At 67.3% G+C, this 24161-nt stretch carries 22 protein-coding genes; 14 read left to right on the top strand and 8 right to left on the bottom strand.

The annotated features are described in order from the left end of the window. Nucleotides 1-102 precede the first annotated feature (102 nt). Both recA and recX read left to right on the top strand, forming a co-directional pair. Nucleotides 103-1254, top strand: coding sequence for a recombinase RecA (gene recA / locus AC1MLT_RS12185; protein WP_481032478.1), 1152 nt, complete (start codon nucleotides 103-105; stop codon nucleotides 1252-1254). Nucleotides 1255-1336: 82 nt separating this feature from the next. Next, a complete protein-coding gene (gene recX / locus AC1MLT_RS12190) occupies nucleotides 1337-1828 on the top strand; it encodes a recombination regulator RecX (protein ID WP_481032479.1) in 492 nt (163 codons plus the stop codon). 7 nt (nucleotides 1829-1835) lie between these two features. On the opposite strand, the gene argC is transcribed toward recX, so the two are convergent. Next, nucleotides 1836-2759 carry an N-acetyl-gamma-glutamyl-phosphate reductase gene (gene argC, locus AC1MLT_RS12195; protein WP_481032480.1) on the bottom strand — a complete coding sequence of 308 codons (924 nt, stop codon included), beginning with the start codon at nucleotides 2757-2759 and terminating at the stop codon, nucleotides 1836-1838. A gap of 187 nt (nucleotides 2760-2946) precedes the next feature. Here argC and sucC point away from each other — a divergent pair, with 187 nt between their 5' ends. The 9 genes from sucC to AC1MLT_RS12240 all read left to right on the top strand — a co-directional run bounded on the left by sucC (nucleotide 2947) and on the right by AC1MLT_RS12240 (nucleotide 11862). After that, nucleotides 2947-4113 (top strand): ADP-forming succinate--CoA ligase subunit beta, encoded by a 1167-nt coding sequence (sucC, locus tag AC1MLT_RS12200; RefSeq protein WP_481032481.1) that lies wholly within the window; start codon nucleotides 2947-2949, stop codon nucleotides 4111-4113. 12 nt (nucleotides 4114-4125) lie between these two features. Further along, entirely contained in the window at nucleotides 4126-5019 is an 894-nt protein-coding gene (gene sucD, locus AC1MLT_RS12205; RefSeq protein WP_481032482.1) for a succinate--CoA ligase subunit alpha, read from the top strand. 144 nt (nucleotides 5020-5163) lie between these two features. After that, nucleotides 5164-5850, top strand: a complete 687-nt coding sequence (locus AC1MLT_RS12210) for a TerC family protein (RefSeq protein WP_296313715.1) — start codon at nucleotides 5164-5166, stop codon at nucleotides 5848-5850. Between the two features lie 45 nt (nucleotides 5851-5895). Further along, the gene (locus tag AC1MLT_RS12215; RefSeq protein ID WP_296313713.1) at nucleotides 5896-6690 is read left to right on the top strand and encodes a Stp1/IreP family PP2C-type Ser/Thr phosphatase; all 795 of its coding nucleotides are present in this window, start codon (nucleotides 5896-5898) and stop codon (nucleotides 6688-6690) included. A 94-nt stretch (nucleotides 6691-6784) separates the two neighbouring features. Then, nucleotides 6785-7450: an FHA domain-containing protein gene (locus AC1MLT_RS12220; RefSeq protein WP_296313711.1), complete on the top strand. Its 666-nt coding sequence runs from the start codon at nucleotides 6785-6787 to the stop codon at nucleotides 7448-7450. A 144-nt stretch (nucleotides 7451-7594) separates the two neighbouring features. Continuing rightward, complete coding sequence (locus AC1MLT_RS12225) at nucleotides 7595-8401, top strand: 3',5'-cyclic-nucleotide phosphodiesterase (protein ID WP_296313709.1); 807 nt, start codon at nucleotides 7595-7597, stop codon at nucleotides 8399-8401. A 207-nt stretch (nucleotides 8402-8608) separates the two neighbouring features. After that, nucleotides 8609-9091 (top strand): pilin, encoded by a 483-nt coding sequence (locus tag AC1MLT_RS12230; RefSeq protein WP_481032483.1) that lies wholly within the window; start codon nucleotides 8609-8611, stop codon nucleotides 9089-9091. 285 nt (nucleotides 9092-9376) lie between these two features. Then, a complete protein-coding gene (locus tag AC1MLT_RS12235) occupies nucleotides 9377-10648 on the top strand; it encodes a glycosyltransferase (protein ID WP_481032484.1) in 1272 nt (423 codons plus the stop codon). Beyond that, entirely contained in the window at nucleotides 10645-11862 is a 1218-nt protein-coding gene (locus tag AC1MLT_RS12240) for a glycosyltransferase (RefSeq protein ID WP_481032485.1), read from the top strand. The genes AC1MLT_RS12235 and AC1MLT_RS12240 overlap by 4 nt, the downstream gene beginning before the upstream one ends. Before the next feature lie 42 nt (nucleotides 11863-11904). On the opposite strand, the gene AC1MLT_RS12245 is transcribed toward AC1MLT_RS12240, so the two are convergent. The 6 genes from AC1MLT_RS12245 to pilV all read right to left on the bottom strand — a co-directional run bounded on the left by AC1MLT_RS12245 (nucleotide 11905) and on the right by pilV (nucleotide 19733). Beyond that, nucleotides 11905-12504, bottom strand: a complete 600-nt coding sequence (locus AC1MLT_RS12245; RefSeq protein WP_481032486.1) for a GspH/FimT family pseudopilin — start codon at nucleotides 12502-12504, stop codon at nucleotides 11905-11907. Continuing rightward, nucleotides 12501-13028 carry a type IV pilin protein gene (locus tag AC1MLT_RS12250; protein ID WP_481032487.1) on the bottom strand — a complete coding sequence of 176 codons (528 nt, stop codon included), beginning with the start codon at nucleotides 13026-13028 and terminating at the stop codon, nucleotides 12501-12503. The genes AC1MLT_RS12245 and AC1MLT_RS12250 overlap by 4 nt, the downstream gene beginning before the upstream one ends. Then, nucleotides 13025-17377, bottom strand: a complete 4353-nt coding sequence (locus tag AC1MLT_RS12255) for a pilus assembly protein (RefSeq protein WP_481032488.1) — start codon at nucleotides 17375-17377, stop codon at nucleotides 13025-13027. The genes AC1MLT_RS12250 and AC1MLT_RS12255 overlap by 4 nt, the downstream gene beginning before the upstream one ends. Before the next feature lie 73 nt (nucleotides 17378-17450). Beyond that, nucleotides 17451-18071 (bottom strand): pilus assembly PilX family protein, encoded by a 621-nt coding sequence (locus tag AC1MLT_RS12260; RefSeq protein WP_481032489.1) that lies wholly within the window; start codon nucleotides 18069-18071, stop codon nucleotides 17451-17453. Beyond that, nucleotides 18055-19128, bottom strand: a complete 1074-nt coding sequence (locus AC1MLT_RS12265) for a PilW family protein (protein ID WP_481032490.1) — start codon at nucleotides 19126-19128, stop codon at nucleotides 18055-18057. The genes AC1MLT_RS12260 and AC1MLT_RS12265 overlap by 17 nt, the downstream gene beginning before the upstream one ends. Further along, a complete protein-coding gene (gene pilV, locus AC1MLT_RS12270; protein ID WP_481032491.1) occupies nucleotides 19125-19733 on the bottom strand; it encodes a type IV pilus modification protein PilV in 609 nt (202 codons plus the stop codon). The genes AC1MLT_RS12265 and pilV overlap by 4 nt, the downstream gene beginning before the upstream one ends. A gap of 178 nt (nucleotides 19734-19911) precedes the next feature. Here pilV and AC1MLT_RS12275 point away from each other — a divergent pair, with 178 nt between their 5' ends. Further along, entirely contained in the window at nucleotides 19912-21633 is a 1722-nt protein-coding gene (locus AC1MLT_RS12275) for a PglL family O-oligosaccharyltransferase (protein ID WP_481032492.1), read from the top strand. Between the two features lie 34 nt (nucleotides 21634-21667). Here AC1MLT_RS12275 and AC1MLT_RS12280 read toward each other — a convergent pair whose 3' ends face one another. After that, nucleotides 21668-22363 carry a DNA-3-methyladenine glycosylase gene (locus tag AC1MLT_RS12280; RefSeq protein ID WP_481032493.1) on the bottom strand — a complete coding sequence of 232 codons (696 nt, stop codon included), beginning with the start codon at nucleotides 22361-22363 and terminating at the stop codon, nucleotides 21668-21670. 201 nt (nucleotides 22364-22564) lie between these two features. On the opposite strand from AC1MLT_RS12280, the gene AC1MLT_RS12285 reads away from it, so the two are divergent. Continuing rightward, a complete protein-coding gene (locus AC1MLT_RS12285; protein ID WP_481032494.1) occupies nucleotides 22565-23719 on the top strand; it encodes a pirin family protein in 1155 nt (384 codons plus the stop codon). Between the two features lie 95 nt (nucleotides 23720-23814). Next, on the top strand, nucleotides 23815-24126 hold the full coding sequence (locus AC1MLT_RS12290; protein ID WP_481032495.1) for a putative quinol monooxygenase: 312 nt from the start codon (nucleotides 23815-23817) through the stop codon (nucleotides 24124-24126). Nucleotides 24127-24161: the final 35 nt, after the last annotated feature.

The raw sequence follows: 24161 nt of genomic DNA on the forward strand, positions 1-24161 counted from the left end.
GTTCTTTGGCACACCGTCTTAAACTACTGTTCAAGCATCCAGCAAGCCACTCGCGAACCCAGGATGCCGACATCACAACCTGTTGATTTTAAAGGATTTCTCATGGACGCACTCGTCAAGGGCAGCAGCATCTCCGTCGCCGGCAGCGAAAAGGCCAAGGCGCTCCAGGCGGCACTCGCGCAGATCGAAAAGCAGTTCGGCAAGGGCACGATCATGCGGCTCGGCGAAGGCGAGGCGCTGGAGGACATCCAGGTCGTCTCGACCGGTTCGCTGGGGCTGGACATCGCGCTGGGCGTCGGCGGCCTGCCGCGCGGCCGCGTGATCGAGATCTATGGCCCGGAATCGTCGGGCAAGACCACGCTCACGCTGCAGGTCATCGCCGAGATGCAGAAGCAGGCCGGCACCTGCGCCTTCGTCGACGCCGAACACGCGCTCGACGTGCAATATGCGCAGAAGCTGGGCGTCAACCTGTCCGATCTGCTGATCAGCCAGCCCGACACCGGCGAACAGGCCCTGGAGATCGTCGATTCGCTGGTGCGTTCCGGCGCGGTCGACCTGATCGTGGTCGACTCGGTCGCCGCGCTCACGCCCAAGGCCGAGATCGAGGGCGAGATGGGCGACTCCCTGCCCGGCCTGCAGGCGCGGCTCATGAGCCAGGCGCTGCGCAAGCTGACCGCCACGATCAAGAAGACCAACTGCATGGTCATCTTCATCAACCAGATCCGCATGAAGATCGGCGTGATGTTCGGTTCGCCCGAAACCACCACCGGTGGCAACGCGCTGAAGTTCTACGCCTCCGTGCGCCTGGACATCCGCCGCATCGGCACCATCAAGAAGGGCGACGAGGCGATCGGCAACGAGACCAAGGTGAAGGTGGTCAAGAACAAGGTCAGCCCGCCCTTCAAGACGGCCGAGTTCGACATCCTGTTCGGCGAAGGCATCAGCCGCGAGGGCGAGATCATCGACATGGGCGTGACCGCCAAGATCGTCGACAAGTCCGGTGCCTGGTATGCCTACATGGGCGAGAAGATCGGCCAGGGCCGCGACAACGCGCGTGAATTCCTGCGCGAGAACCCGCAGCTCTCGCGCGAGATCGAGAACAAGGTGCGCGAGTCGCTGGGCATTCCGATGCTGGCGGCCGAAGCCGGCGCGAGCGATGCGCCGGCCAAGGCGGACAAGGCCGATAAAGCGGACAAGGCCGAGCCGAAGCTCGACGCCAAGGCGCCCAAGCTACCGCCGCAGCAGCAGGGTTGAGCCTCCACCCTGCACCCGGGCGCCCGCGCTTCCAGGCGACGGGCGCCTTTTTCATTTCCAGCCACCGAGGATCGATGACGCCATGGCTTTCGCCGCTCCGTCCCTGAAGGGTCGCGCCCTGCGCCTGCTGAGCCAACGCGAACACTCGCGCTCCGAACTCGCGCGCAAGCTGGCGAAGTACGAGGAGGAACCCGGCACCCTGGCCCAGGCGCTGGACGAACTCGAGGCCAAGGATTTCATCAGCGAGACGCGCGTGGTGCAGTCGGTGGTCCATCAGCGCGCGCCGCGCATGGGAGCGGCGCGCGTGCGCCAGGAACTGCAGAGGAAGGGCATCGCGCCGGAGGCCATCAGCGAGGCGGTGGCCGGCCTGAAGGACAGCGAACTGGCTCGCGCCATCGAGGTCTGGCGCCGCCGTTTCGATGCCCCGGCGACCGATCAGAAAGAACGCGCCAGGCAGGCGCGCTTCCTGATGGCGCGGGGCTTCTCGGGCGCGGTCGTCGCCAAGGTGCTGCGCGGTGCCTTCGATCCGGAGTCCGAGGCCGACGCCGGCGACCGGACCGGCTTCGACGACTGAGCCGCGCTCAGAGCTTCAGCATCAGCTTCAGGTTCTGCACGGCGGCGCCGCTCGCGCCCTTGCCCAGGTTGTCCAGCCGCGCGATCACCACCGCATGGCGGTGATCCTCGTTCGGATACACCCGCAGCTCGAGTTCGTTGGTGTCGTTGAGTGCGGTGGGTTCGAGCTTGCCGTCGGGCGTGGGAGGCAGCACCTTCACGAACTGCTCGGGCGTGTTGCTCTTCTCGTAATGGGCCGCCAGCGCATCGTGCAGGTCGCCGGCCCGGGGCTTGCCCGGCAGGTCGTCGAGATGCAGCGGCAGCTGGACCAGCATGCCCTGCCTGAAGTTGCCCACCGAAGGCACGAACATCGGCCGACGCCGCAGACCGGTGTATTTCATGATCTCCGGGATGTGCTTGTGCTTGAGGCCGAGCGCATAGAGCTCGTAGGGTGCCGCCTCGCCCTTCTCGTAGGCCTCGATCATGGGCCGGCCGCCGCCCGAATAGCCGCTGACGGAGGGCAGCACGAGCGGGAAATCGGCCGGGATCAGCCCGGCATCGATCAACGGCCGCACGATGGCGATGGCACCGGTCGCGTAGCAGCCGGGGTTGGCCACGCGATCGGCCCGCGACACCGCCTCCCAGTGCCCGGCCACCAGCTCCGGGAAGCCGAAGGCCCAGCGCGCATCGGTGCGATGCGCCGTGGAGGCATCGATGATGCGCGGCTTGACGCCGGACAACTGGTCGATGAGCGCCACCGACTCGATCGCCGCGTCGTCATGCAGGCACAGCACCACCAGATCGACACCCGCCATCAGGTCGCGCTTGGCGTTCGTGTCCTTGCGCAATTCCGGCGCGATGCTCACCAGTTCGATCTGCGGCATGGATTGGAGCCGCTCGCGGATCTGCAGGCCGGTGGTACCGGCTTCGCCATCGATGAACACTTTTGGCATGATTGAATGAGTTAAATATGTTGGAAACCTGGGAACCAAGGTCTACGTACCAGCTCGCTTTGGTGCACCGCACCATGATACAGTCCCGAAGTTATTCGCCGCCCCCGTCCGCCAGGCGCCGCGGCCCGCGATCGACGACATCCTTTTTCCATCTCCCGTTCTCAACCTCCGTTCCGAGAGACACCTCATGAAGATTCACGAGTACCAAGGCAAGGAAATTCTTGCCAAGTTCGGCGTGCCCGTGCCGCGCGGCATTGCGGCCTACACGGTCCAGGAGGCGGTCGAAGCCGCCCAGAAACTCGGCGGCCCGGTCTGGGTCGTCAAGGCCCAGATCCATGCCGGTGGCCGTGGCAAGGGTGGCGGCGTCAAGGTCGCCAAGACCATCGACGACGTCAAGCGCATCGCCGGCGAGATCCTGGGCATGCAGCTCAAGACGCACCAGACCGGCCCCGAGGGCCAGAAGGTCCGCCGCCTCTACATCGAGGACGGCGCGGACATCCAGAAGGAATACTACGTCTCGGCCGTGACCGATCGCGCGACGCAGAAGATCGCCTTCATCGCCTCGAGCGAAGGCGGCATGGACATCGAGGAAGTCGCCCACTCCTCGCCCGAGAAGATCATCACGGTCTACGCCGATCCCAAGGACGGCCTGACCGACGCGCAGGCCAAGGAGATCGCCGACGGCATCGGCATGCCGGCCGACTCCACCGCGCAGACGGTCGACATCCTGAAGAAGCTCTACACCTGCTACATGGAGACGGATGCCGCGCTGGTCGAGATCAATCCGCTCAACCGCGACAGCAAGGGCAACGTCATGGCGCTGGACGCCAAGTTCAACTTCGACAGCAACGCGCTGTTCCGCCACCCCGAGATCGTCGCCCTGCGCGACCTCGACGAGGAGGACGCGGCCGAGGTCGAGGCCTCCAAGTTCGACCTCGCCTACATCAGCCTGGACGGCAACATCGGCTGCCTGGTGAACGGCGCTGGCCTGGCCATGGCCACCATGGACACCATCAAGCTGTTCGGCGGCGAGCCGGCCAACTTCCTCGACGTGGGCGGCGGCGCCACCCCCGAGAAGGTGACCGAGGCCTTCAAGATCATGCTGAAGAACAAGAACGTGGAAGCCATCCTCGTCAACATCTTCGGCGGCATCATGAAGTGCGACACCATCGCCACCGGCGTCATCGCCGCATGCAAGGCCGTGAACCTGCAGGTGCCGCTGGTCGTGCGCATGAAGGGCACGAACGAGGTCGAAGGCAAGAAGCTGCTGGCCGATTCGGGCCTGCCCATCATCAGCGCCGACACCATGGCGGACGCGGCCCAGAAGGTCGTCGCAGCGGTCAAGAAGGCCTAAGGAACACAAGTCATGTCGATCTACATCAACAAAGACACCAAAGTCATCACGCAAGGCATCACCGGCAAGACCGGTCAGTTCCACACGGAGAAGTGCCAGGAATATGCGAACGGCAAGAACTGCTTCGTCGCAGGCGTGAATCCGAAGAAGGCCGGCGAGTCGATCTTCAACATCCCGATCTTCGGTTCGGTCAAGGAAGCGGCCAAGGAGACCGGTGCCACCGTCTCCGTGATCTACGTGCCGCCGGCCGGCGCCGCCGCCGCGATCTGGGAAGCCGTCGAGGCCGACCTCGACATGGCGATCTGCATCACCGAAGGCATCCCGGTGCGCGACATGCTCGAAGTGCGCAACCGGATGAAGGCCAAGGAAGCCGCCGGTGGCAAGAAGACGCTGCTGCTGGGCCCCAACTGTCCCGGCCTGATCACCCCCGACGAGATCAAGATCGGCATCATGCCCGGCCACATCCACCGCAAGGGCCGCATCGGCGTGGTCTCGCGCTCGGGTACCCTGACCTATGAAGCCGTGGCCCAGCTCACCGAGATCGGTCTCGGCCAGTCGAGCGCCGTCGGCATCGGTGGCGACCCGATCAACGGCCTGAAGCACATCGACGTGATGAAGGCCTTCAACGACGATCCCGACACCGACGCCGTCATCATGATCGGCGAGATCGGCGGCCCCGACGAAGCCGATGCGGCCCGCTGGTGCAAGGACCACATGAAGAAGCCGGTCGTCGGCTTCATCGCCGGCGTCACGGCGCCTCCGGGCAAGCGCATGGGCCATGCCGGCGCGCTGATCTCGGGCGGTGCCGACACGGCCGATGCCAAGCTCTCCATCATGGAAGAGTGCGGCTTCACCGTGACGCGCAACTTCTCCGAACTGGCGAAGCTGCTCAAGGCACGCATCTAAGGACCTGCCGGCGCATCGCTCCCAAGAGTTCGCGCACGCCCCATCGACGCCGACAGCGCGTTACTTCCAACCACCCCAGAACGAAAAGCGCTCGCAATGTGATCCATTGCGAGCGCTTTTTCATACATAACAACGGGACATCACATGGAATTCCTCAACACCTCCACCTTCTGGATCGGTCTGCTCGAGATCGTCTGGATCAACATCATCCTGTCGGGTGACAACGCGGTCGTGATCGCGCTCGCGGCCCGTTCGTTGCCGCCGGAACAGCAGCGCAAGGCCGTGCTGATCGGCTCCGGCGCCGCCGTCGTGCTGCGGATCGTGCTGACGATCGTTGCCGCCAAGCTGCTCGCCCTGCCCTACCTGCAGATCATCGGCGGCCTGCTGCTGCTGTGGATCGGATTGCAGCTGCTGGGCGAGGAGGAGGAAGGCGACGGCCACGGCAAGCACCACGGCAACATGTTCTCGGCCGTCCGCACGATCCTGATCGCCGATCTGGTGATGAGCCTGGACAACGTCATCGCCGTCGCGGCCGCCGCCCATGGCAATTCGGTCCTGCTCATCCTGGGCCTGGCGATCAGCATCCCGCTGGTGATCTTCGGCAGCACGATCATGATCAAGATGATGGAGCGCTTCCCGATCATCGTGGTCCTCGGCGCGGCCCTCATCGGCTGGGTCGCGGGCGAGACCATCATGAACGACGTGTCACTGCATGGCGCGCTGGAGTCGCGTCCCTGGCTGCACTATGTCGCCCCCGCGGCGGGTGCGGCGTTCGTGCTGCTGGTGGGCAACTGGCTGCGGCATCGTGCGCGCCGCACCGCCGCCGGCTAGGTCGTCGAGCCCGATCGGCACCGGGTGCCGTTATAAACACGTCCCATGACGCACTTCGCCCCCTCGATCGATGATGCAGCCGGCGCGGTGCCGTCATGGACCTTCGCGACATTGACCGACCGGGGCCGGGTGCGCGTCAACAACGAGGACGCCGTGTTCGTCGACCCCCACCAGAAACTGGCGATCCTGGCCGATGGCATGGGCGGCTACAACGGCGGCGAGGTGGCCAGCGGCATGGCCACCGCCCTGCTCTCGGCCAGCTTCGGCCGCTGGCTCGCCCATACCGATCTGTGCGACCAGACCCGCGCCGTGCGCCGGGCTCTGCAGATCGGCACCGACGAGGCCAACCGCGCCATCCTCGAGGCCGGCACCATCGACAAGCAGCTGCTGGGCATGGGCACGACCCTCGTGCTCGCCTTTTGCGGCCCACGACGCATCGTCGTCGGGCACATCGGCGATTCGCGCTGCTACCGGCTGCGCGAACGCCGCCTGGAGCAGCTCACGCGCGATCATTCGCTGCTGCAGGACCAGCTCGACGCCGGGCTGATCACACCAGCGGAGGCCGCCGCATCTCCCCACCGCAATCTGGTCACGCGCGCCCTGGGCATCGAGGCCCGTGTGACCCTGGAGACGAACGACTACCCTGTGCAACCGGGCGACCTGTATCTGCTGTGCTCCGATGGATTAAGTGAAATGGTTTCAGATGCGGATATCTGCACAGTTTTGTTACAAAAGAACGAGCTCGCAGACAAAGCAACACTTTTGGTTTCAATGGCGAATGACAATGGTGGCCGTGACAACATTTCAGTGATATTGGCCAAGGCTGAAACGGCATCTTGATGCCTGCAAACGCACTGGAAGCCGGGCGCATGATGTAGGAACACCCCTTCCTAGGAGCCCGTCGGATTCAACCTCGCAGATTCAGGAGTCGGCCATGCCGAAAATGATCGTTTCGATCGACGGTGTCGTCATCAAGGAAGTCTCCTTGGTCAAGGACCGCACGACCCTCGGGCGTCGGCCCTACAACGACATCGTGATCGACAACCTCGCCATCAGCGGCGAGCACGCCGTGTTCCACATGATCGACGGCGCCGTCTATCTCGAAGACCTCAACAGCACCAACGGCACCTATGTCAACGCGCGTGCCGTCCGCCGCCACATGCTCGAGCACAACGACGTGGTGGAAGTGGGCAAGTACAAGATCCGCTTCCTTGCCGGTCACCAGCCCTTCGTCTCGTCCCGGCCCCTGACGATCCCCGGGGCATTGCAGACGGTGGCACCCGTCGCGCCGCCCCCACCGCCGCCGGTGGTCCATCCGGCTTCCGTGATGCCGGGCGCCAACGTGGCGCCCGCGGCGATCCGCGTGCTGTCGGGCGCGGGAGCCGGACGCGAACTGACGCTGGCCAAGGTCGTCACCACCATCGGCCGCCCTGGCGTGGCCGTCGCCGCCGTCACGCGGCGTCTGCATGGCTACGTGGTTGCGCCGATCGACGGCGGAACCCTGCTCAATGGCGAGCAACTGGGCCAGGAGGCTGTCGCCCTGCAGGATGGCGACGTTCTGGAGTTGGGCGGCACCAAGATGCAATTCGTCCGGGTCTGAAAGTCGCTCGCCCTAGTGCCAAAAAATTCCTTTGCCCGCCAAGGATCGAGCGTTTAGCCTTGATGTCCAGTGCAGCCCGCGATCCGGACGGGAAACGATGTCTCCGGTTCGAACGAGTCCATGCCAATCAAAGGATCCCCGTCAATGCAGGTGCGTGTCCTGGGCTGCTCAGGCGCCATCGCCAAGGATTGCCGCACGACCGCTTTCCTGATCGATGACGATCTGCTGGTCGACGCCGGCACCGGCGTCGGCGACCTCACCCTGGACGAGATGGCCGGCATCGACGACGTGGTGCTCACGCATTCCCACCTCGATCACATCGCCGCGCTGCCCCTGATGATCGATGCCGTGGCCAGCCGCCGCCGGCAACCCCTGCGCGTGCATGCGCTGGCGGCCACCAACCAGGCGCTGCGGGCCCATGTCTTCAACAACGTCGTCTGGCCTGACTTCGCGCGCATCCCCAGTCCGGAACGCCCCTTCGTCTGCTTCCACGACATCGATGTCGGCGCCGTCCTGACGCTGGGCAGCCGCCAGTCCAAGATGATCGAGGTGCTGCCCGCCGTCCATACGGTGCCGGCCTGTGGTTTCGCCATCCGCAATGCCGCCGGCGGACCCCACTGGGCCTTCAGTGGCGACACCGAGCGCAACCCGCCCTTCTGGGATCGCATGAACGCGCTCGATGTCGGCATGCTGGTCATCGAGACGGCCTTCAGCGATCAGGAACAGGCGTTGGCGCAGCGCAGTCTGCATCTGTCGCCCACCACCCTGGCCAACGAACTCGCGTGCATCGATCCCGGCCGCCACTATCCGATCTACATCACGCACACCAAGCCGGCCGAGACCGAGGAGATCATGAGTCAGATCGAGATCCTCGCCTCGGATCGGACCACGAGCCCGCTGCGGTCGCGCGACATCCGGTGGCTGCGCGCCGCGGAAATACTGACGCTTTGAGCATGGCATCGGCCTGATCTGACAGTTTTGTCAGATTCATTGTGCTCACAAGTGCCATTTTTGTCACGCACTGTAAGAATATGTGAGCTATCGATTTACAAACTGGGCTCCGCCAGAGAGCCGAAAACCTTGGCACGCTGGATGCTGAAGGAGAGGGCGCCGGGTCGATGCCCGGACTTTTCACCTGCAACCTCTCTGGAGTAATGAATGAACCGTCGTTCCGTCGCACGCAACGTGCAAAAGGGTTTCACCCTGATCGAATTGATGATCGTCGTGGCGATCATCGGTATTCTTGCTGCCGTGGCATTGCCTGCGTATCAGGATTACACCGTGAGGGCGCGCGTGAGCGAAGCGCTTGTTCAAGCAGCTTCTGCGAAAATCGCAGTTGCTGAAAACGCTGCAAATTCTGCAGCTACCCTTAATGCAGGAATTACTGATATTGCTACAGCAAACGGGTCAAAGAATCTTGACACAATGGCGACCTCTCCCACTACTGGTGTGATTACTGTGGTTACCACAGCTGCAGCGGGCGCAGTAACGATGAGACTCACACCAACTTCTGGCGGTTCTGCTTTGGCAGCCGCCACAATTCCGGCTGGCCCGATCATTTGGACATGTACCACTACTTCTTCTGCCAAGTATAAGTACGTGCCTTCTGAATGCCGTGGTGGCGCCGCTGCTACGCCGTAATACAAACTTTCTTAAATAGCCGCCTTAGGGCGGCTATTTTATTTGTAGCAGCAATTCAGACAGTCGATATCAAAATGGGTGATTGAGAAATCGACCGTAGCTTCATTATTATTTAATTGATTGCCATCTATTAATAATAATTTTTGCAATTAAAATTAATTAATTTTGAAATTATTTACATTCAAAATCCTAATTTGATACTGCTTGCTTCATTATGCTTACGCCTAGTTTGAAATAATCAATTAATTTTCGCTAATGGCAGTAGGTTATCCTCTCAAATTGCCTATGAAACTCCTCCACGTCATCCCCAGCATGGACCCCGCGCAAGGCGGTGTTGCGCAGGCCGTTCGCAACATGGTGCCAGCGCTGGCGCGGCTTGACGTGCACAACGAGGTCCTGAGTTTCGATGCGGCCGATGCCGCGTTCCTGGGGCGCGACGCCTTTCCCGTGCATGCCATCGGTCCGGCCAAGGGGGGCTATGGCTATTGCCCGGCGCTCCAGCCCTGGCTGGCCGACCATCTGCAGAATTTCGACGGCGTGATCGCCCATGGCCTGTGGCAGCATCATTGCGCGGGTACCTGGAGCGCCATTGCGCGATTCCGGCGTTCGCATCCGTCGGCACCGGATTCCCCGCGTTTCTACGTCATGCCGCACGGCATGCTCGACCCCTATTTCCAGAAGGCGCCCGGCCGGCGCCTCAAGGCCCTGCGCAACACGGTGTTCTGGAAGTTCATCGAGGCCCGCCCGGTGAACAACGCCGATGGCGTGCTGTTCACCTGCGCCGAGGAGCTGACCTTGGCATGCCAGCCTTTCACGCCCTACCACCCGCGCCGCGAGCTCGAGGTCGGCCTGGGCATCGAGGCACCGCCGCCACGGCATGCGGACATGGCGCCGGCCTTCGCCGAGCGCTGTCCGCAGGTGGCGGGTCGGCCCTACCTGCTGTTCCTGAGCCGTCTGCACGAGAAGAAGGGCACCGACCTGCTGATCCGCGCCTATCTGCAGCTGCGAGCGCAATGGCAGCGCGACGCCGGGACCCGGAGCGATGGCCGCGAGCTGCCCGCGCTGGTCGTGGCCGGACCGGGCCTGGACACCGACCATGGCCGCTTGCTGCAGCAGCTGGCCGCATCGCAGCCCGATGCGGCGGGCGGCACCAACGACATCCACTTCCCCGGCATGCTGAGCGGCGCGGCCAAGTGGGGCGCGCTGTATGGCTGCTCGGCCTTCGTGCTGCCGAGCCACCAGGAGAACTTCGGCATCGCGGTGGTGGAGGCGATGGCCTGCGGCCGGCCCGTGCTGATCAGCCGGCAGATCAACATCTGGCGCGAATGCGAGCCGGGCGGCATCGTCGCCGACGACACGCAGGAAGGCACCCTGGAACTTCTCACGCGCTGGCTGGCGCTTTCCCCACAACAGCAGGTGATGCTCGGCCATGAGGCCCATGCCGCATATCAGCGACACTTCGAGGTTGGCGAAGCCGCAAGACGCCTGAAGGAAGCACTCCAACCCGGAACACCCCCCGTTTCTGAGAGGCTGCCGACAGCATCGACAGTCTCATGAAACTCGTATTCTTCACGCACCCTCCGTTCCTCGCGATCTCCAGCATGACGCGCTATGCGTCGTGGCTGGTCGACGACATGAAGCGTCGTGGCCACGAAGTGCAGATCTGGACGCCCGCGCCCTTGTTCTATCGCCTGCCGGTGCCGGTGCGCCTGAAGAAGTGGATGGGCTACATCGACCAGTACGTGATGTTTCCGCTGCAGGTGAAGTGGCGCCTGGTGCGCCAACCGCTCGACACGCTCTACGTGTTCGCCGACCATGCGCTCGGTCCCTGGGTTCCCCTGGTCGCGAAGCGTCCCCACGTCGTGCACTGCCACGATTTCCTGGCGCAGGACTCGGCGCTCGGACGCATCCCGCACAACCCCGTGAGCCAGACCGGCCGGCTCTATCAGCGCTACATCCGCAACGGTTTCAGCCAGGCGCGCGCCTTCATCGCCATCTCGCGCAAGACCAGGGAGGACCTGATGCACGTGGTCGATGCCTCGAGCCGCTGCGAGGTGGTCTACAACGGCGTCAATCCGCGCTTCCAGCCGACCGCGGACGTGCCGGCGCAGCGCGAACTGCTCGGCCGCGAGCTCGGCATCGACCTTTCGCGCGGCTTCGTGATGCATGTGGGCGTGAACACCTGGTACAAGAATCGCCAGGGCGTGCTGGCCGCCTACGAGGCCTGGCAGCTGTCGCGCGCCCCGGAAAGCGGCGAGCCCGCGGAAGCCGCCGCGCTGCCGCTGCTGATGATCGGCCCGCCGCCGCCCGAGGGCCTGGCGGATATCCACGCCCGGATGAGCAGCACGGCCGATGTCCATTTCCTGTCCGCCGTGTCCGATGAGCAGCTCGCCGCGCTCTACGGCGCGGCCACGGTGTTCCTGTTCCCGTCCATTGCCGAGGGTTTCGGCTGGCCGATCGTCGAGGCCATGGCATCGGGCTGTCCGGTCATCACGACCGGCGAGGCGCCGATGACCGAAGTGGCCGGCAGCGCGGCGGTGCTGATTCCGGTCTCGACCCTGCAGGACACGGAGGATCCCGCGCCATGGAGCACGCCATGGGCCGCGCGGGCCGGCGCGGCGCTGGCGCAGGTGGCCAACCTGTCGCCGGCGGAGCGCCAGGCGATGGTCGCGCGTGGCCTGGCGCAGGCCCGGCACTTCGATTCGGCCAAGGCGCTGGATCGCATCGAGGCCATCTATGCCTCGCTGCTGGAGCGGATCCGGGCACGCTGAACCGCGCGACGGCGCGGCCTTGCATCGCGGCGGCCCGCCGATTCAATCGGTCGCGGTGGTGGTGCAGGTGGTGTCGGTCGAGGGCCGGCAGGCGCGGGCCCGCCCGGTGCGCGCGACGATGACGCGTCGCGTCTGCTCGGCCTGGTCGGTGCCGGAGAGATCGTTGCGGGCGATGCTCAGCGTCAGGACGCCGAAGTTGCCCGCCTTGGTCTTGCTGTAGCCCGAGGGGTCGAACATCATGTAGGGCGGCGCCGTGGCGGCCGTGCCGGTTCCCGAGACGTTGAAATAGCCCGCCAGCGCGGCCTGCCGCTGCACGACGATGTCGCTGGCGCCGAGCGTGCCGTCGCGCGTCGTACCGGTGTCCACGAAGACCGTCCAGCCATTGCGCCAGTCGGCCGCGTCGGTCGGCACCACCACCGCGTTCACGCCCCGCTTCATGGCTTCGCCGCGTGCCGCGTTGATGCCGGCCACGAGCGCGTTGGCCGCCGCCGTGAGCTCGGAATTGCGCTGCATCGAGACGAAGCTCGGCGCGGCCACCATCAGCAGGATCGAGGCGATGGCGATGGTCACCATCAGCTCGATCAGCGTGAAGCCGGCATTCGCGCGGCGCTGACGGGCGGGGCGAGAGCGGCCGGGCGTCATGGCCAGCAGAGCTTCGGATTCGCCGTGATGGTGGGCGAACCGCTCGTCACGCCATCGCAGCTTCGCGCGCCGGTGCTGGTGAGGGACAGCGCATTGACGACCGGATCGGCACTCTGGGGCGTCGCCGTGAGCTGGATGCATTCGGCGAGCGAGGGCTGTGTGCCGCCGGACGCGGCCGGGCATTGCGCCGCCGACAGCTTGTACTTGGCATTGGCCGCGGTGACCGCGTCGCCCGAGTAGATCTTGAAGATCGCCGCCGCCGCCGGGTTGTCGGCAATGAAGTTCAGGTAGGCGCCGCGCTGCGTCATGTAGCGCTCCTGCTGCTGCATCAGTTCGAGCAGGGCGGTTCGGGCTTCGGCGCGCCGGCCCTTGAGCACCGACTCCCGGTAGGACGGATAGGCGATGGTGGCGAGGATGCCGACGATCGCCACCACGATCATCAGTTCGATCAGCGTGAAGCCGGCTTGCCGCCGCCGGGGCGTCCTTCGCCTCGAGGCGCGTCCTTCAGGGCTGCGATGGGTCATGGCGTGGTGCTCTTCAGGTCCTGGTAGTTGTTGATCTGCCGCCAGCTCAGGCGACCGGCGATGACGTTGCGCCGGGTCGTCGTGACCTGGCTGAAGCCGCTCGACCCCTGGGAGACCACCTGGCTGGTGATGGTGCGCAGGCGCCGGCCGGTGCTGTTGCTGGTCGATTCGGTGGCGTTGGCCAGGTCGAGCACGATGGGCGCGCCCAGGATGCCGACCTTGGAGATGAAGGTATCGCCATCGCCGGTGTCGATGTTGAGCAGGTAGCCCCGCCCGCCGCCGCCGCTCACGCCGCAGACGGCGGCGGCGCCGGCGGAGCCGGGGATCAGGCTGGAGAACGCCAGGATGTCGCCGCTGAGCTGGGCATTGGTGATCTGGCGCTCGCCGCTGCTCGGATAGTCCAGGTACCAGCCCGAACGCTGGGTGGTGTCGGTGTCGCTCGTGGCGCGGCCGGGCGTGAAGGCCGGCACATCGATGCTGCCGTCGCTGGTGGTGGTCGTGGTGGTGCCGGTCGTGCCGGTGGAGGCGGCGGTGAACGTCCCCATGGCCAGGCGGCCGCGCCCGCTGACGGCCGCCGCGCCGTTCCCGCCGTCGAGGGTCGTGGTGGCGTTGTCGTAGATGGCATAGAACGACTGCGGCGCGCTGGAGGCGCGGTCGTCGGCCTCGAGGTACTTGCCGGTGCCGAAGGCCACGTACATCGAGGCGCTGCGCTGGCCGGCGATGATGGAAGGCGACATGGTGATCGGCTGCACGCTGCCCGTGGCACTGCGCGCCGTGAACAGCGGCAGGGGCGTGCCACCCGCGGAGACGAACGACGACAGCTTGGCGAGCGTCCAGTCGGTCGTGCCCCAGGGACGGAAGTCGAGCTTCCACATGTTGCCGTGCAGGTCGCCGGCATAGAGCAGCGTCAGTTCGCGCTGCGCCCCGGCCACGCCCTCGAAGTTCACGATGCCCGGCGCGCTCGCGGCGGCCAGCGTCGCGTTCACCGGGAACGAGATCTTGTAGTAGTTCGCGCCCAGGGTCCAGGCGGTGGAGACGGGCTTGGACAGGTCGAGCAAGAACAGCGCGGGTTGCCCGGTGGTGCTGAAGACACTGTTCTGGCTGACGTAGTTGTTGACGCCGCTGGCGACCACCGCGAACCATTTGTAGGTGGCGGTGGTGGCATTCGCCGCGCTGGTGCGCAGCCTGAGGATCTGCGGGCGGCCGACGACGAAGCCCATGTCCCGGTCGTCGTCCTGGGTGAACTCCCACAGCACCTTCGATGGCCCGAAGGCGGTGGGATCGGTGATGTCCAGGGCGAACACGCCACGCCCGCCCGCGCCGGTGCCGGAGACCAGCACAGTGCGCCAGTCGGCGGCGGTGTTGCCGGTGCCGAGCTGGGCCTCGCCGACCACCGGCGTCGCGTCGACATAGCTCTGGTGGTTGCTCGCATAGGTCGCGCTGGTCAGCGCGGCGAGCTTCGGTCCCATCCAGCTCGGGATGTAGGCGAACAGTTCGCGCCCGGCGGTGGCGACGTCGGTGCCGGCGTCGAACGCATGCAGCATGCCGTCGTTGGCGCCGACGAAGACCGCCGGCTTGCGGGCGATGTTGGCGGCGCGGAAGGCCGCATAGGTGGTGGACGTGATGGTGGCCGGCGGCGTGCCCGAATAGGCCACGCCGGAATTGACGATGTCGCCCAGCAGCCTGTTGTTGCGGCGCCGGAACGGATTGCCCTCGAGGCTGGCGCTGCCGCGCAGGTAGTCGAGCCGGCTGTTGGCCAGGCCATCGGTGGTGCTGGACGTGACCTGCCCGAGCTGGCTCTTGAGCAATGGGGAGATCGTGCCCCAGGTGAACAGCGTGGCCGGTGTCGTGGCGGTGGCACCGGGATTGCCCACGACGATGTTGCGCGTGTCGCCGGCGGCGACCTGCGCGGCGAGCTGGCTGGAGGCGCTCCAGGTCGGGGTGGTCGCCACGCTGGTGTTGCCGCTGGCATCGACGCCGACGGCGAAGGCCTGCAGGTCGCCGCTCCAGTCGGAGGTGTCGAACTGTCCCTGGTAGATGGTGTTGCCCTGCGCGATGCGGCTGCCCTGCAGCGCGGTGCCGGCGATGCTGCTGGCGCGCGTGACGGCGCGGCTGAAGATGTTCTCGAAGGCGTTGAGCACCCCGCGCGCATTGCTCTGCAGGTAATAGGTGCTGGCCTCGCCGGGGTTGGCCGGGTCCTGCCAGACGTTGTTGTCGGCGGTGCCATCCATGCGGCGGAACGGATTGCCGTAGTTGTTGAAGGTCTGCGTCGTGGTGCCGTTGGCGACCGACTCGAAACCGCCGTACTTGGCGGCGGTGAAGAACTGGTTGTTGTAGCGGCGCTGGCTGGCGTCGTTGCCGGTGCCGTACTCGTTGACGTCGAAGATGAAGGTCTTGACGCGCAGGCCGGGGCGCTGCTTGTCGGGCGCCTGCGTCCAGGCGGTGCCGCGGATGTCCTGGGTATGGGCCCAGTACGAGTAGCCGATGATGGCGTCGCCACGCGGCGAGGTGTCGATGTAGCCGCTCGGATTGCTGGTGGTGCGCGTCACGCCCTGGCCGTCGACATAGTTGCGCGTGCCGCCGTTCTCGAAGCTCTGCACGACGCTGGTCCAGGCGCCGCGGTCGGGGAGGTTGGCCGCCGCGTTGGCCGCCGGGAAGGCGTTGAGGTTGTCGTGGGTGTTGATGTCGCCGATCACCACCACGTTGCTCCTGAGGCAGGAGTAGTCGCTGGTGCGCGAGCGCGGCGACGCATAGGGGTCGAGCCCGGTCCAGTCGGTGAAGACCGGAAAGCCGTCGTACATCGCCGTGGTGATGTTGCTGACCGCGGCGGGGCTGGGCTGCAGGCCCTGCATGTAGCGCAATGTCTCGTAGTAGAGCTCGCTGACCGGATCGTAGATCTTGTAGAGGCCCTTGGTGCCGGTGCGGCCGAACCTGTTGAGGTAGTTCACCACGCCGCTGGTGCCGAAGGCGGTGCTGCCATCGGGGTTGGCGAAGAAGACGCCGGTGTCGGCGCTCCACTCGGCCCTGGGATTGCCGGTGGCCGGGGTGTTGTCCTGGCCATAGACGTCGAAGGTCTTGGCGCCGACGTACTTCATGGGCGCCCGCAGCACGCCGCCATAGCGGCCGCCATCGGGACTGCGGGTCTGGTCGAGGAGATAGCCGAAGGCGGCCAGGCGCAGCTGGTCGCTGTACCTCTGGATCACGCCGGTGGGCTTGAAGTTGCCGCTCGGATAGCGGGTGCAGAAGGCGCTGGGATAGTCGCGGTTGTCCGCGAGGGCGACGCCGTTCTTGTCGCAGACCTGCACGCGGGCATAGAAGAATCCATCGGGGTTGAGCGCCGTCGGGTTGCTCGGCGGCACCCAGGGATCGGCGGCGGCGCGGGTGAAGCAGGCCTTGCCGGTGCCGGGGGCGGGGTCGCCGAAGATGGCGTTGTTGCACTGGGTGTTGTTGTTCAGCTTGAGCACCGACCATCGCGTGTCGACGCCGTACCAGACCTCCCGGTCCCCGATGAACTGGCAGTTCTGGTTCTCCGAGGCGCAGCGCACCGCGTCCGATGGCAGGTTCAGCGTCGTGCTGCCGCCCAGCGTGTAGGCCGCGGTGTTGCCGCACGAGCCGGTCCTGGACGTGCCGAAATAGATCCGGTCGAGCGTGTTGGCCACCCAGATGTCGTTGCTGCCGGCCTCCGTGATCATGGCGTTGGGCACGGCGCCCCAGTAGGTGCCCGCGCCACCGCCGTTGCGGGTGAGCTGCTTGGCCGGGAAGCTGCTGGTGTTCCACATGCAGGTCGGATTGCCGTTGGGGATGACGGCGCGCTGCAGGATGGTCAGGTCGGTGGTGTCGACGTAGCGGTCGCCGCCCGACAGCGCCAGGCGCAGCATGTCGATGGCCGAGCTGCTGGCCCAGTTCAGGAAGTTGCCGCTGAAGGCGTTGCTGCAGGACCGCACGGTGGTCGAGGTGGTCGGCCCGATGCGGTCGAAGCGCCGGTAGTCCGACACCGTGAATCCGGCCGCGGGCGTCTCCGTCGGATTCCGGTTGTAGACATAGCAGCTGTTGGCGTCGTAGTAGCCCAGGTATTCGTTGGTGTTGCGGTAGGTGTTGTCGGTGTCGCCGCCCGGGGTGTATTGCGCCCCGACGGTCGGGTACTCGACCGACAGCGAGAGCGCCATCGCCGGCTTGTCGCCCGTCGTGGTGGCATAGAGCGGATCGCTCGCCAGGGCGACGGCCTTGAAGGCCGGTGCCGTGCTCTGCCCGATGGCGCCGAACGAGAGCAGCAGGGCGATGGCGGCGACCGGGAACGCCGCCCAGGCCCAGGCGCGGCGGGGAAGTCTGCGAAGGAGGTTCGTCGTCATGGTCGCCAGAGGGAAATCCGGTGGATCGGTCGGTCGTGTGGTTGGAGGTCGGCGGCGCGTGGGTGCCGGGCGCTCAGTCGCGGTACATCATCTGCGTCATGGCCTGGATGTCGGCACGGGGTCCGAAGCCCATGGCGGTGACGCGGTAGACGAAGGAGGGCGGCTTGCCGGTGCCGGTGCCGAGGTCGCGCTCCAGGACGTCCACGATCGGCTCGATGATGTAGCGTGGCGCCTTGGCCGGCTGCACGCCCAGGGCCGCGCCGCCCGCGCCCACTGCGGCGAAACCGCGGCCGGTGAAGGTCCCCAGGGCGGTCGTCCGGGCGGTGGCGGCATCGACGGTGAAGTCGACCGTCAGCCAGGCCGGCTTGCCGGTCTCGACCAGCGTGCAGAGCCCCTTGGAAGTGCCGCTGGTGCCGCAGCCGGCGACGAACAGGTTGATGTCGCGCATGTCCTTGAACACGCTGCGGCGGTTGCCGGCGGCCGTATTGGGGCCATGGATGTCGAACTCGGCGTCCGTCAGCGCCGCCTCGGCCGATTGCCAGGCGACCTGCATGTCGCGATCGTTGCGCGAGCCGCGTTCGGCCATGGTGGCGATCTGCGCCCCGCCCACGCCCAGCACCGACACCACCACCAGGATCAGCAGGACGACGATCAGCGAGACGCCCCGCTGGGACGGATCAGAGGGTCTGGTCATTGCGCAGGTGGATCGAGAAGGTGACGCCCTGGCGCAGCCGGCCATCGGGCGTGGGAATGAACACGGTGCCGGGATCGCGGGCCTGCGTCGTGGCCAGGGCGGGACTCTGATTGCCCGCCGCATCCTTGAAGGAGCCGAACGGGAAGAAGGTCTGGGTGGCGCGGTCCTGCGTGGCGCCGGGGGGGGTGCGCAGCACCATGCCGATGCGGATGCTGCGCACGCGACGCCAGTTGGCGCGGGTGTCGTTGGCGCTGCCCGGCACGCCCATCTCGTCGGCGCGCAGATAGCGGCTCGGCACGTCGGGGGCATTGGCGGTCACCGCCGCCGTCGGCGCCGTGTTGGGCGTCACGCCGTCGACGCCGTAGAGCACCTGGAAATTCTCCACCCCCTGCACCAGCGGCACGGTGGTCCAGGGCGCCACGCCAGTGGGCGAGAAGGTGCACATGAGCGCCGGCTCGCCGTTGTTGATGGCGACGTGGAAGATGCTGACGATGCGGTTGTCGTACGCCTGCGCCATCTGCGTCGGATCGGTGGATTGGGGATTGGGAACGGTCGCGAGCGTGTTGCCCGCGCAGTCGATCATGGTCTGGTCGGACACCGTCGCCCGCGTGGCGTCGGTCGCGTTGGTGTAGAGCTGCGAGGCCTGGTAGCGCAGGATCAGGATGTCGCTGCCGAAGCCCGTGGAGCCCGCCGCGCGGACGGTGGCGGCCGTCGTGGGCGTCGATTCGTTGAGCAGCGAATTGTTGAAGCCCGCGACGTTCGGCTCGCGCGTCGGGTCGCTCGATGCCGGCCGGGTGACGATGAAGACATCGCGATAGCCGGCCTGCGCGGCCACGCGCTGCAGCAGGTCGGAGGCGAAGCGCCCGTTGTCGCGCAGCTGCGACGCGGCGTCGACGGTCGTGAAGCCGCGCCGCGCCACCGTCAGCGCCGCGACCGATGCCAGCACGATGACCAGGCCGATCACCATGGCCACCATCAGTTCGATCAGCGTCAGCCCGGCCACCCCGGCGCGGTGCGAATGGCGCCGGCGCAGCTCCCGCGATCCGCGCCGGATCACGACGTCCCGCCCGCCATGACCGGCAGCACCACCGACGGCGCGACATCGGACGACACCAGGGCCGAGGCATCGTTGGCGCTGGTCGCGCGCCTGAAGGCCGGGCGCGTCCAGCCGATCTTGATCACCACGCCATCGGTCACTCCCGTCGAAGCGGTGCAGGGCCAGACCGGCAGGCCATTGGCATTGAAGGGCGCGGCATCGGCGCAGATCGTCACCTGCGCGCCGGGCAACTGGTCGTTGACGCGGCCGAGCCATTCAGTCAGCTGCGCACGCGCCACGTCCTCGGCGCTGGCGCAGGTCGCGCCCACGTTGAGGCAGGACGACGGCGTGGCGGCCACCAGCGCGTTCTTCGCGAACGCGCCCAGATAGGGATTGTTGGAGGTGCGGATGGCGATGTTCTTGTTGCCGCGCATCATCTCGGCGAGCTCGCGCGCCAGCAGAATGGCGGTCGATTGCAGACGCGCATCGCGATTGGCCTGGAGCGACGCCGCCTGCAGACCCACCATGCCCAGCAGGCCGAACGACAGCACGACGATCGCCACCAGCACTTCGATCAGGGTGAAGCCTGACTGCCGGGACCCTGTTTGGCCAGACCGAGTGCTCATCGTCGAATGTGCCCAAATATTGCCAAATGTTATGAGGGTGGATACTAACGTTCGACATACATGGCTGCTGACCGCTTATCGCAATATGAATACCGTCAGGCTACAGACTTCACTTTCGAGCGCCATCCCGGGTGCTCCCGCTGCGGGCACGAAGCGCGTCGGCCCGGACCCCGCGACCGTGGCCTGCGCCGCGCTGATCGCCTTTCCCTTCCTCTCGCCCCTCGTCGCCGGACCCTCGGTCAATGTCTGGCAACTGCTGGGCGCCTGGGTCTGCGTGGCGGCGCTGACCTGGATCGGCGGCGTCGCGCGCGATGGCGTTCCGGCACGCGCGCTGCTGTGCTGGCTCGGCGTGGTGCTGGGGGCGCTCGCCTGGCGCCACGGGCGCGAGCCGGCGTGGTTGCTGGGGGCCATCGGGGCGGTCGTGGCGGTCGCGCTGGCCGCCTGCGTGGGCGCGCGCTGGGCGCGGGCCTCGGGGCGCCGCCAGGGCGCGCTGGCCTGGGGCCTGCTGGTGGCCGGCCTCGTGAGCGCCCTGCTGGGCCTGTGCCAGTACTACGGCGCCGCGACCGCCCTGACGCCCTGGACCACCGCCCCGGAGGTCGGCCAGGCCTATGGCAACCTGCGCCAGCGCAACCAGTTCGCCACCCTCGTCAGCATGGCGCTGGCATCAGCGCTGTGGCTGCATGCCACGCGTGCATCGCGCGGCATCGTCGCGATAGGCGCCATCGATGGCGTCCGCGGCTGGCCGGATCGCCTGGCGCCGGTCGCGACCTGGGCGGCGATCGGCCTGCTGACCCTGGCGGCGGCGGCATCGACCTCGCGCACCGGCTTGCTGCAATGGCTGTCGATCAGCGGCGTCGCGGCGGCCCTGGCCTGGGGCGAACGGCGCGCGCCCGGGCCGTACCGGCTGCCGCATCCGATGCTGCTGCTGGGCCTGATCCCGGCCTACTTCATCGCCGCCTGGGCCCTGCCGCTCGCCGCCGGACCCGAGGTCGAAGGCATGCTGCGGCGCCTGCGCGACGGCCTGCCCGAAGGCCATGGCCGGCTGCTCCTGTGGCGCAACGTGGTCGATCTCGTGGCGCAGCATCCATGGGCCGGATGGGGCTGGGGCGAACTCGCCTTCGCGCATTTCGACACGCTCTATGCCGGTCCCCGCTTCGCCGAGATCCTGGACAACGCGCACAACCTGCCGCTGCATCTGGCGGTGGAACTGGGCGTGCCGGCCTCGCTGGCGATCTGTGGCGGGTTCGCCTGGCTGGCGCTGCGCGCGCGGCCCTGGCGCGAGCGCGACCCGACCCGCCTGCTGGCCTGGGCCGCGCTGGGCGCGATCGTGCTGCACAGCCTGCTCGAATATCCGCTCTGGTATGGACCGTTCCAGCTGGTCTTCGGCCTGTGCCTGGGACTGCTGTGGCCGGGCGTCGGCAGGGGCGACGCGGACCGTGGCGCTGCCGCTGCCGACACGGATGCCGCGGCTGCCATGCCGAGCCGGCCATGGACGCTGCTGCTGCCGCGCGCCGTGGCGATGCTGCTGGTGGTCGCCGTCGCCTTCGCCGCCTGGGACTACACGCGCGTCAGCCAGCTCTATGTCGCGCGCGGCGAACGCCTGGCGCCCTGGCGCGACGACACGCTGGCCAAGCTGCGGTCGTCGTGGCTGTTCGCGAGCCAGGTGCGATTCGCCGAACTCTCGATGACGCCGGTGACGCCGGCCAATGCGGCGGATGTGCATGCCCTGGCCGGGCGGATGCTCCACTTCTCGCCCGAGCCGCGCGTGATCGCCCGGCTGATCGACAGCGCCAGGCTGCTGGGCCGCGACGACGAGGCGGCCGCGCTGGCGGCGCGCTTCAAGCTCGCCTTCCCGGACGACCATGCCCGCTGGCTGCGCGGACGGCCGCCGGCCTCCTGAGCTGGAACCGGTGCCGGGCCGGGGCGCTGGCCGATCAGGCACGCCGGGGAAAGGCCCGGCTCAGGAAGCGCGAACCCCGCTCGCCGAAGCGCCAGGGGACGTCGACGGCCTTGGAGATGCCGATCCGGGGCCCGACGTCGATCAGGAGGTCCGACGCGTCGTCCGGCCGGCCGAGCAGCAGGAAGGGCGGCGCATCCAGCGGCAGGCCATCGAAGCCCGCGTCCACCCCCAGCGCCTGGGCGACGCGGCCCGGCCCGGCGCACAGCAGGCGCGGATCCCGCAGGCCGCGCCGCTCGCGCATGCGCTCCAGTCCCACGGTCGGCTCGATGGCGCGGATCAGCACCCCGGCGCCATGCCCGGTTTCGCGGCAGACGACATTCAGGCACCAGTGGATGCCATAGGACCGGTACACATAGGCCCTGCCCGGCGGGCCGAACATGGCGGCATTGCGCGGCGTCGGGCCGTTGAAGCTGTGCGAGGCCGGGTCGTCGCGGTCGTAGGCCTCGGTCTCCACGATCCGGCCGCCGACGCCATCGACCAGCAGCGTGACGCCGATGAGCCACCGCGCGACCTCGTGCGAGGGCGCGCCGAAGTCGATGACCGCGCGGGCGGCGTCACCGGGCACGGCCCCGGTGGCACCGATGGCGGGGGCGACCGGCGCCGACGCGAGCGGGGCGATGGTGATGGAGGACGAAGGGGCGGCGGTGGAGCGGACGGAGGAGCGCGGCATGACTGCCAACTTAGCGCGGAATGCGGCGGTGCCGGGCCGGACGATGCCGCGCGGACCGCGCGCCGGACCGGTTTGTCCCGCCAGCGGAACGCCATGTCGCCGCCGCGCCGCCTTTTGCGCGCCGTCATCGGCCCCATCTGCGACCGATGCCATGCCGGTCGTTGCGTCCGGCCGGCCCCCTCACCGCAAAGGACACCCGCCATGGTCGCCACCACCCGCCCCGCCACGTCGGCATCGACATCGACATCGACATCGACATCGGACGCCATCGTCCGCATCCAGCCCCTGGGCTTTCCGTGGGCGACCATCGATCCGTTCCTGTTCTGCGCCTATCACGACGATGGCTATCCGCGGGCCAACCCCGACCTCGGACCGGCGACGCCGCTCGCGGGCCGCGCCATCGGGCAGGACTTCAGCCGCAAGGACGGCTGGAGCATGTATCACGGCGAGACCGTGCCCGGCTTTCCCGGCCACCCGCATCGCGGCTTCGAGACCGTGACGATCGTGCGCAAGGGCCTGATCGACCATGCCGACTCGCTCGGCGCGGCGGCGCGCTTCGGCGGCGGCGATGTGCAGTGGGTGACGGCCGGACGCGGCATCGTGCATTCGGAGATGTTCCCGCTGCTCGACGAGCAGGCCGGCAATCCGCTGGAGCTGTTCCAGATCTGGCTCAACCTGCCCGCGCGCCACAAGATGGCGGCGCCGCACTTCACGATGTTCTGGGCCGAGGACATCCCGCGGGCCTCGGTGACGGACGAGGCCGGTCGCGCCACCGAGGTGGCCTGCGTGGCCGGCCGCCTGGCACCGGCGACGCCGACGACGGCTTCCGCCACGACGGCCACGACCACCACGCCACTCCAGCCCCTGGCCCCGCCGCCCGACTCCTGGGCCGCGCAGGCCGATGCCGATGTCGCGATCTGGACGCTGCGGATGGCGCCGGGCGCGCGCTTCACATTGCCCCCGGCCATCGGTGCGGACACGCGCCGCAGCCTGTACTTCTTCAAGGGCACCCGGGTGTCGGTGGGCGGCCGGGCCGTGGACGCCCACGCCGCGATCGAGCTGCGCGCCGCGGCGCCGGTGGAACTGGTCAACGAAGGCGGCGAGCCGGCCGAGTTCCTGCTGCTGCAGGGCCGCCCGATCGCCGAGCCGGTGGCGCAGTACGGTCCGTTCGTGATGAACACCCAGGCCGAGATCGCCCAGGCGATGCAGGACTACCGCAGCACCGGCTTCGGCGGCTGGCCGTGGCAGGACGAGGCACCGGTGCATGGCCGCGACCCGGCCCGCTTCGCCCGCCACCCCGATGGTCGCGAGGAACGGCCGGGGACACCGGATGCCGGGATATCGACGACGCCATGACCACGTCTTGTCGCTGACCGGACGCGGCGCCGGGCGCGCCTGCCCGTAGATTCGGGGATGTTCCGTCCACCCGTTGTCGAAGAAAGCCATCCGAAATGATCCACGTCGTCGCCGTCATCACCGCCAAGCCGGGCCTGCGCGCCCAGGTGCTCGAATTCTTCGCCGCCAACCGCCCGGCCGTGCTGGCCGAGGAGGGCTGCATCGAGTACGTCGCCACCGTCGACGCCCAGGGCATGCCGGCCTCCAAGGGCACCTTCGGCGAGGACAGCTTCGTCGTCGTCGAGAAGTGGGCCAGCCTGGACGCCCTGAAGGCCCACGCCGCCGCGCCGCACATGGCGGCCTATGGCGCCAAGACCAAGGAGCTGCTGGCCGACCGCGTGATCCACGTGCTGGAGCCGGTGGGCTGAGGCGGGCGCCGCCGAGGGCGCCGCCGGCGCGGTCG

The sequence above is a fragment of the Variovorax sp. PEI5 genome (assembly GCF_056679935.1).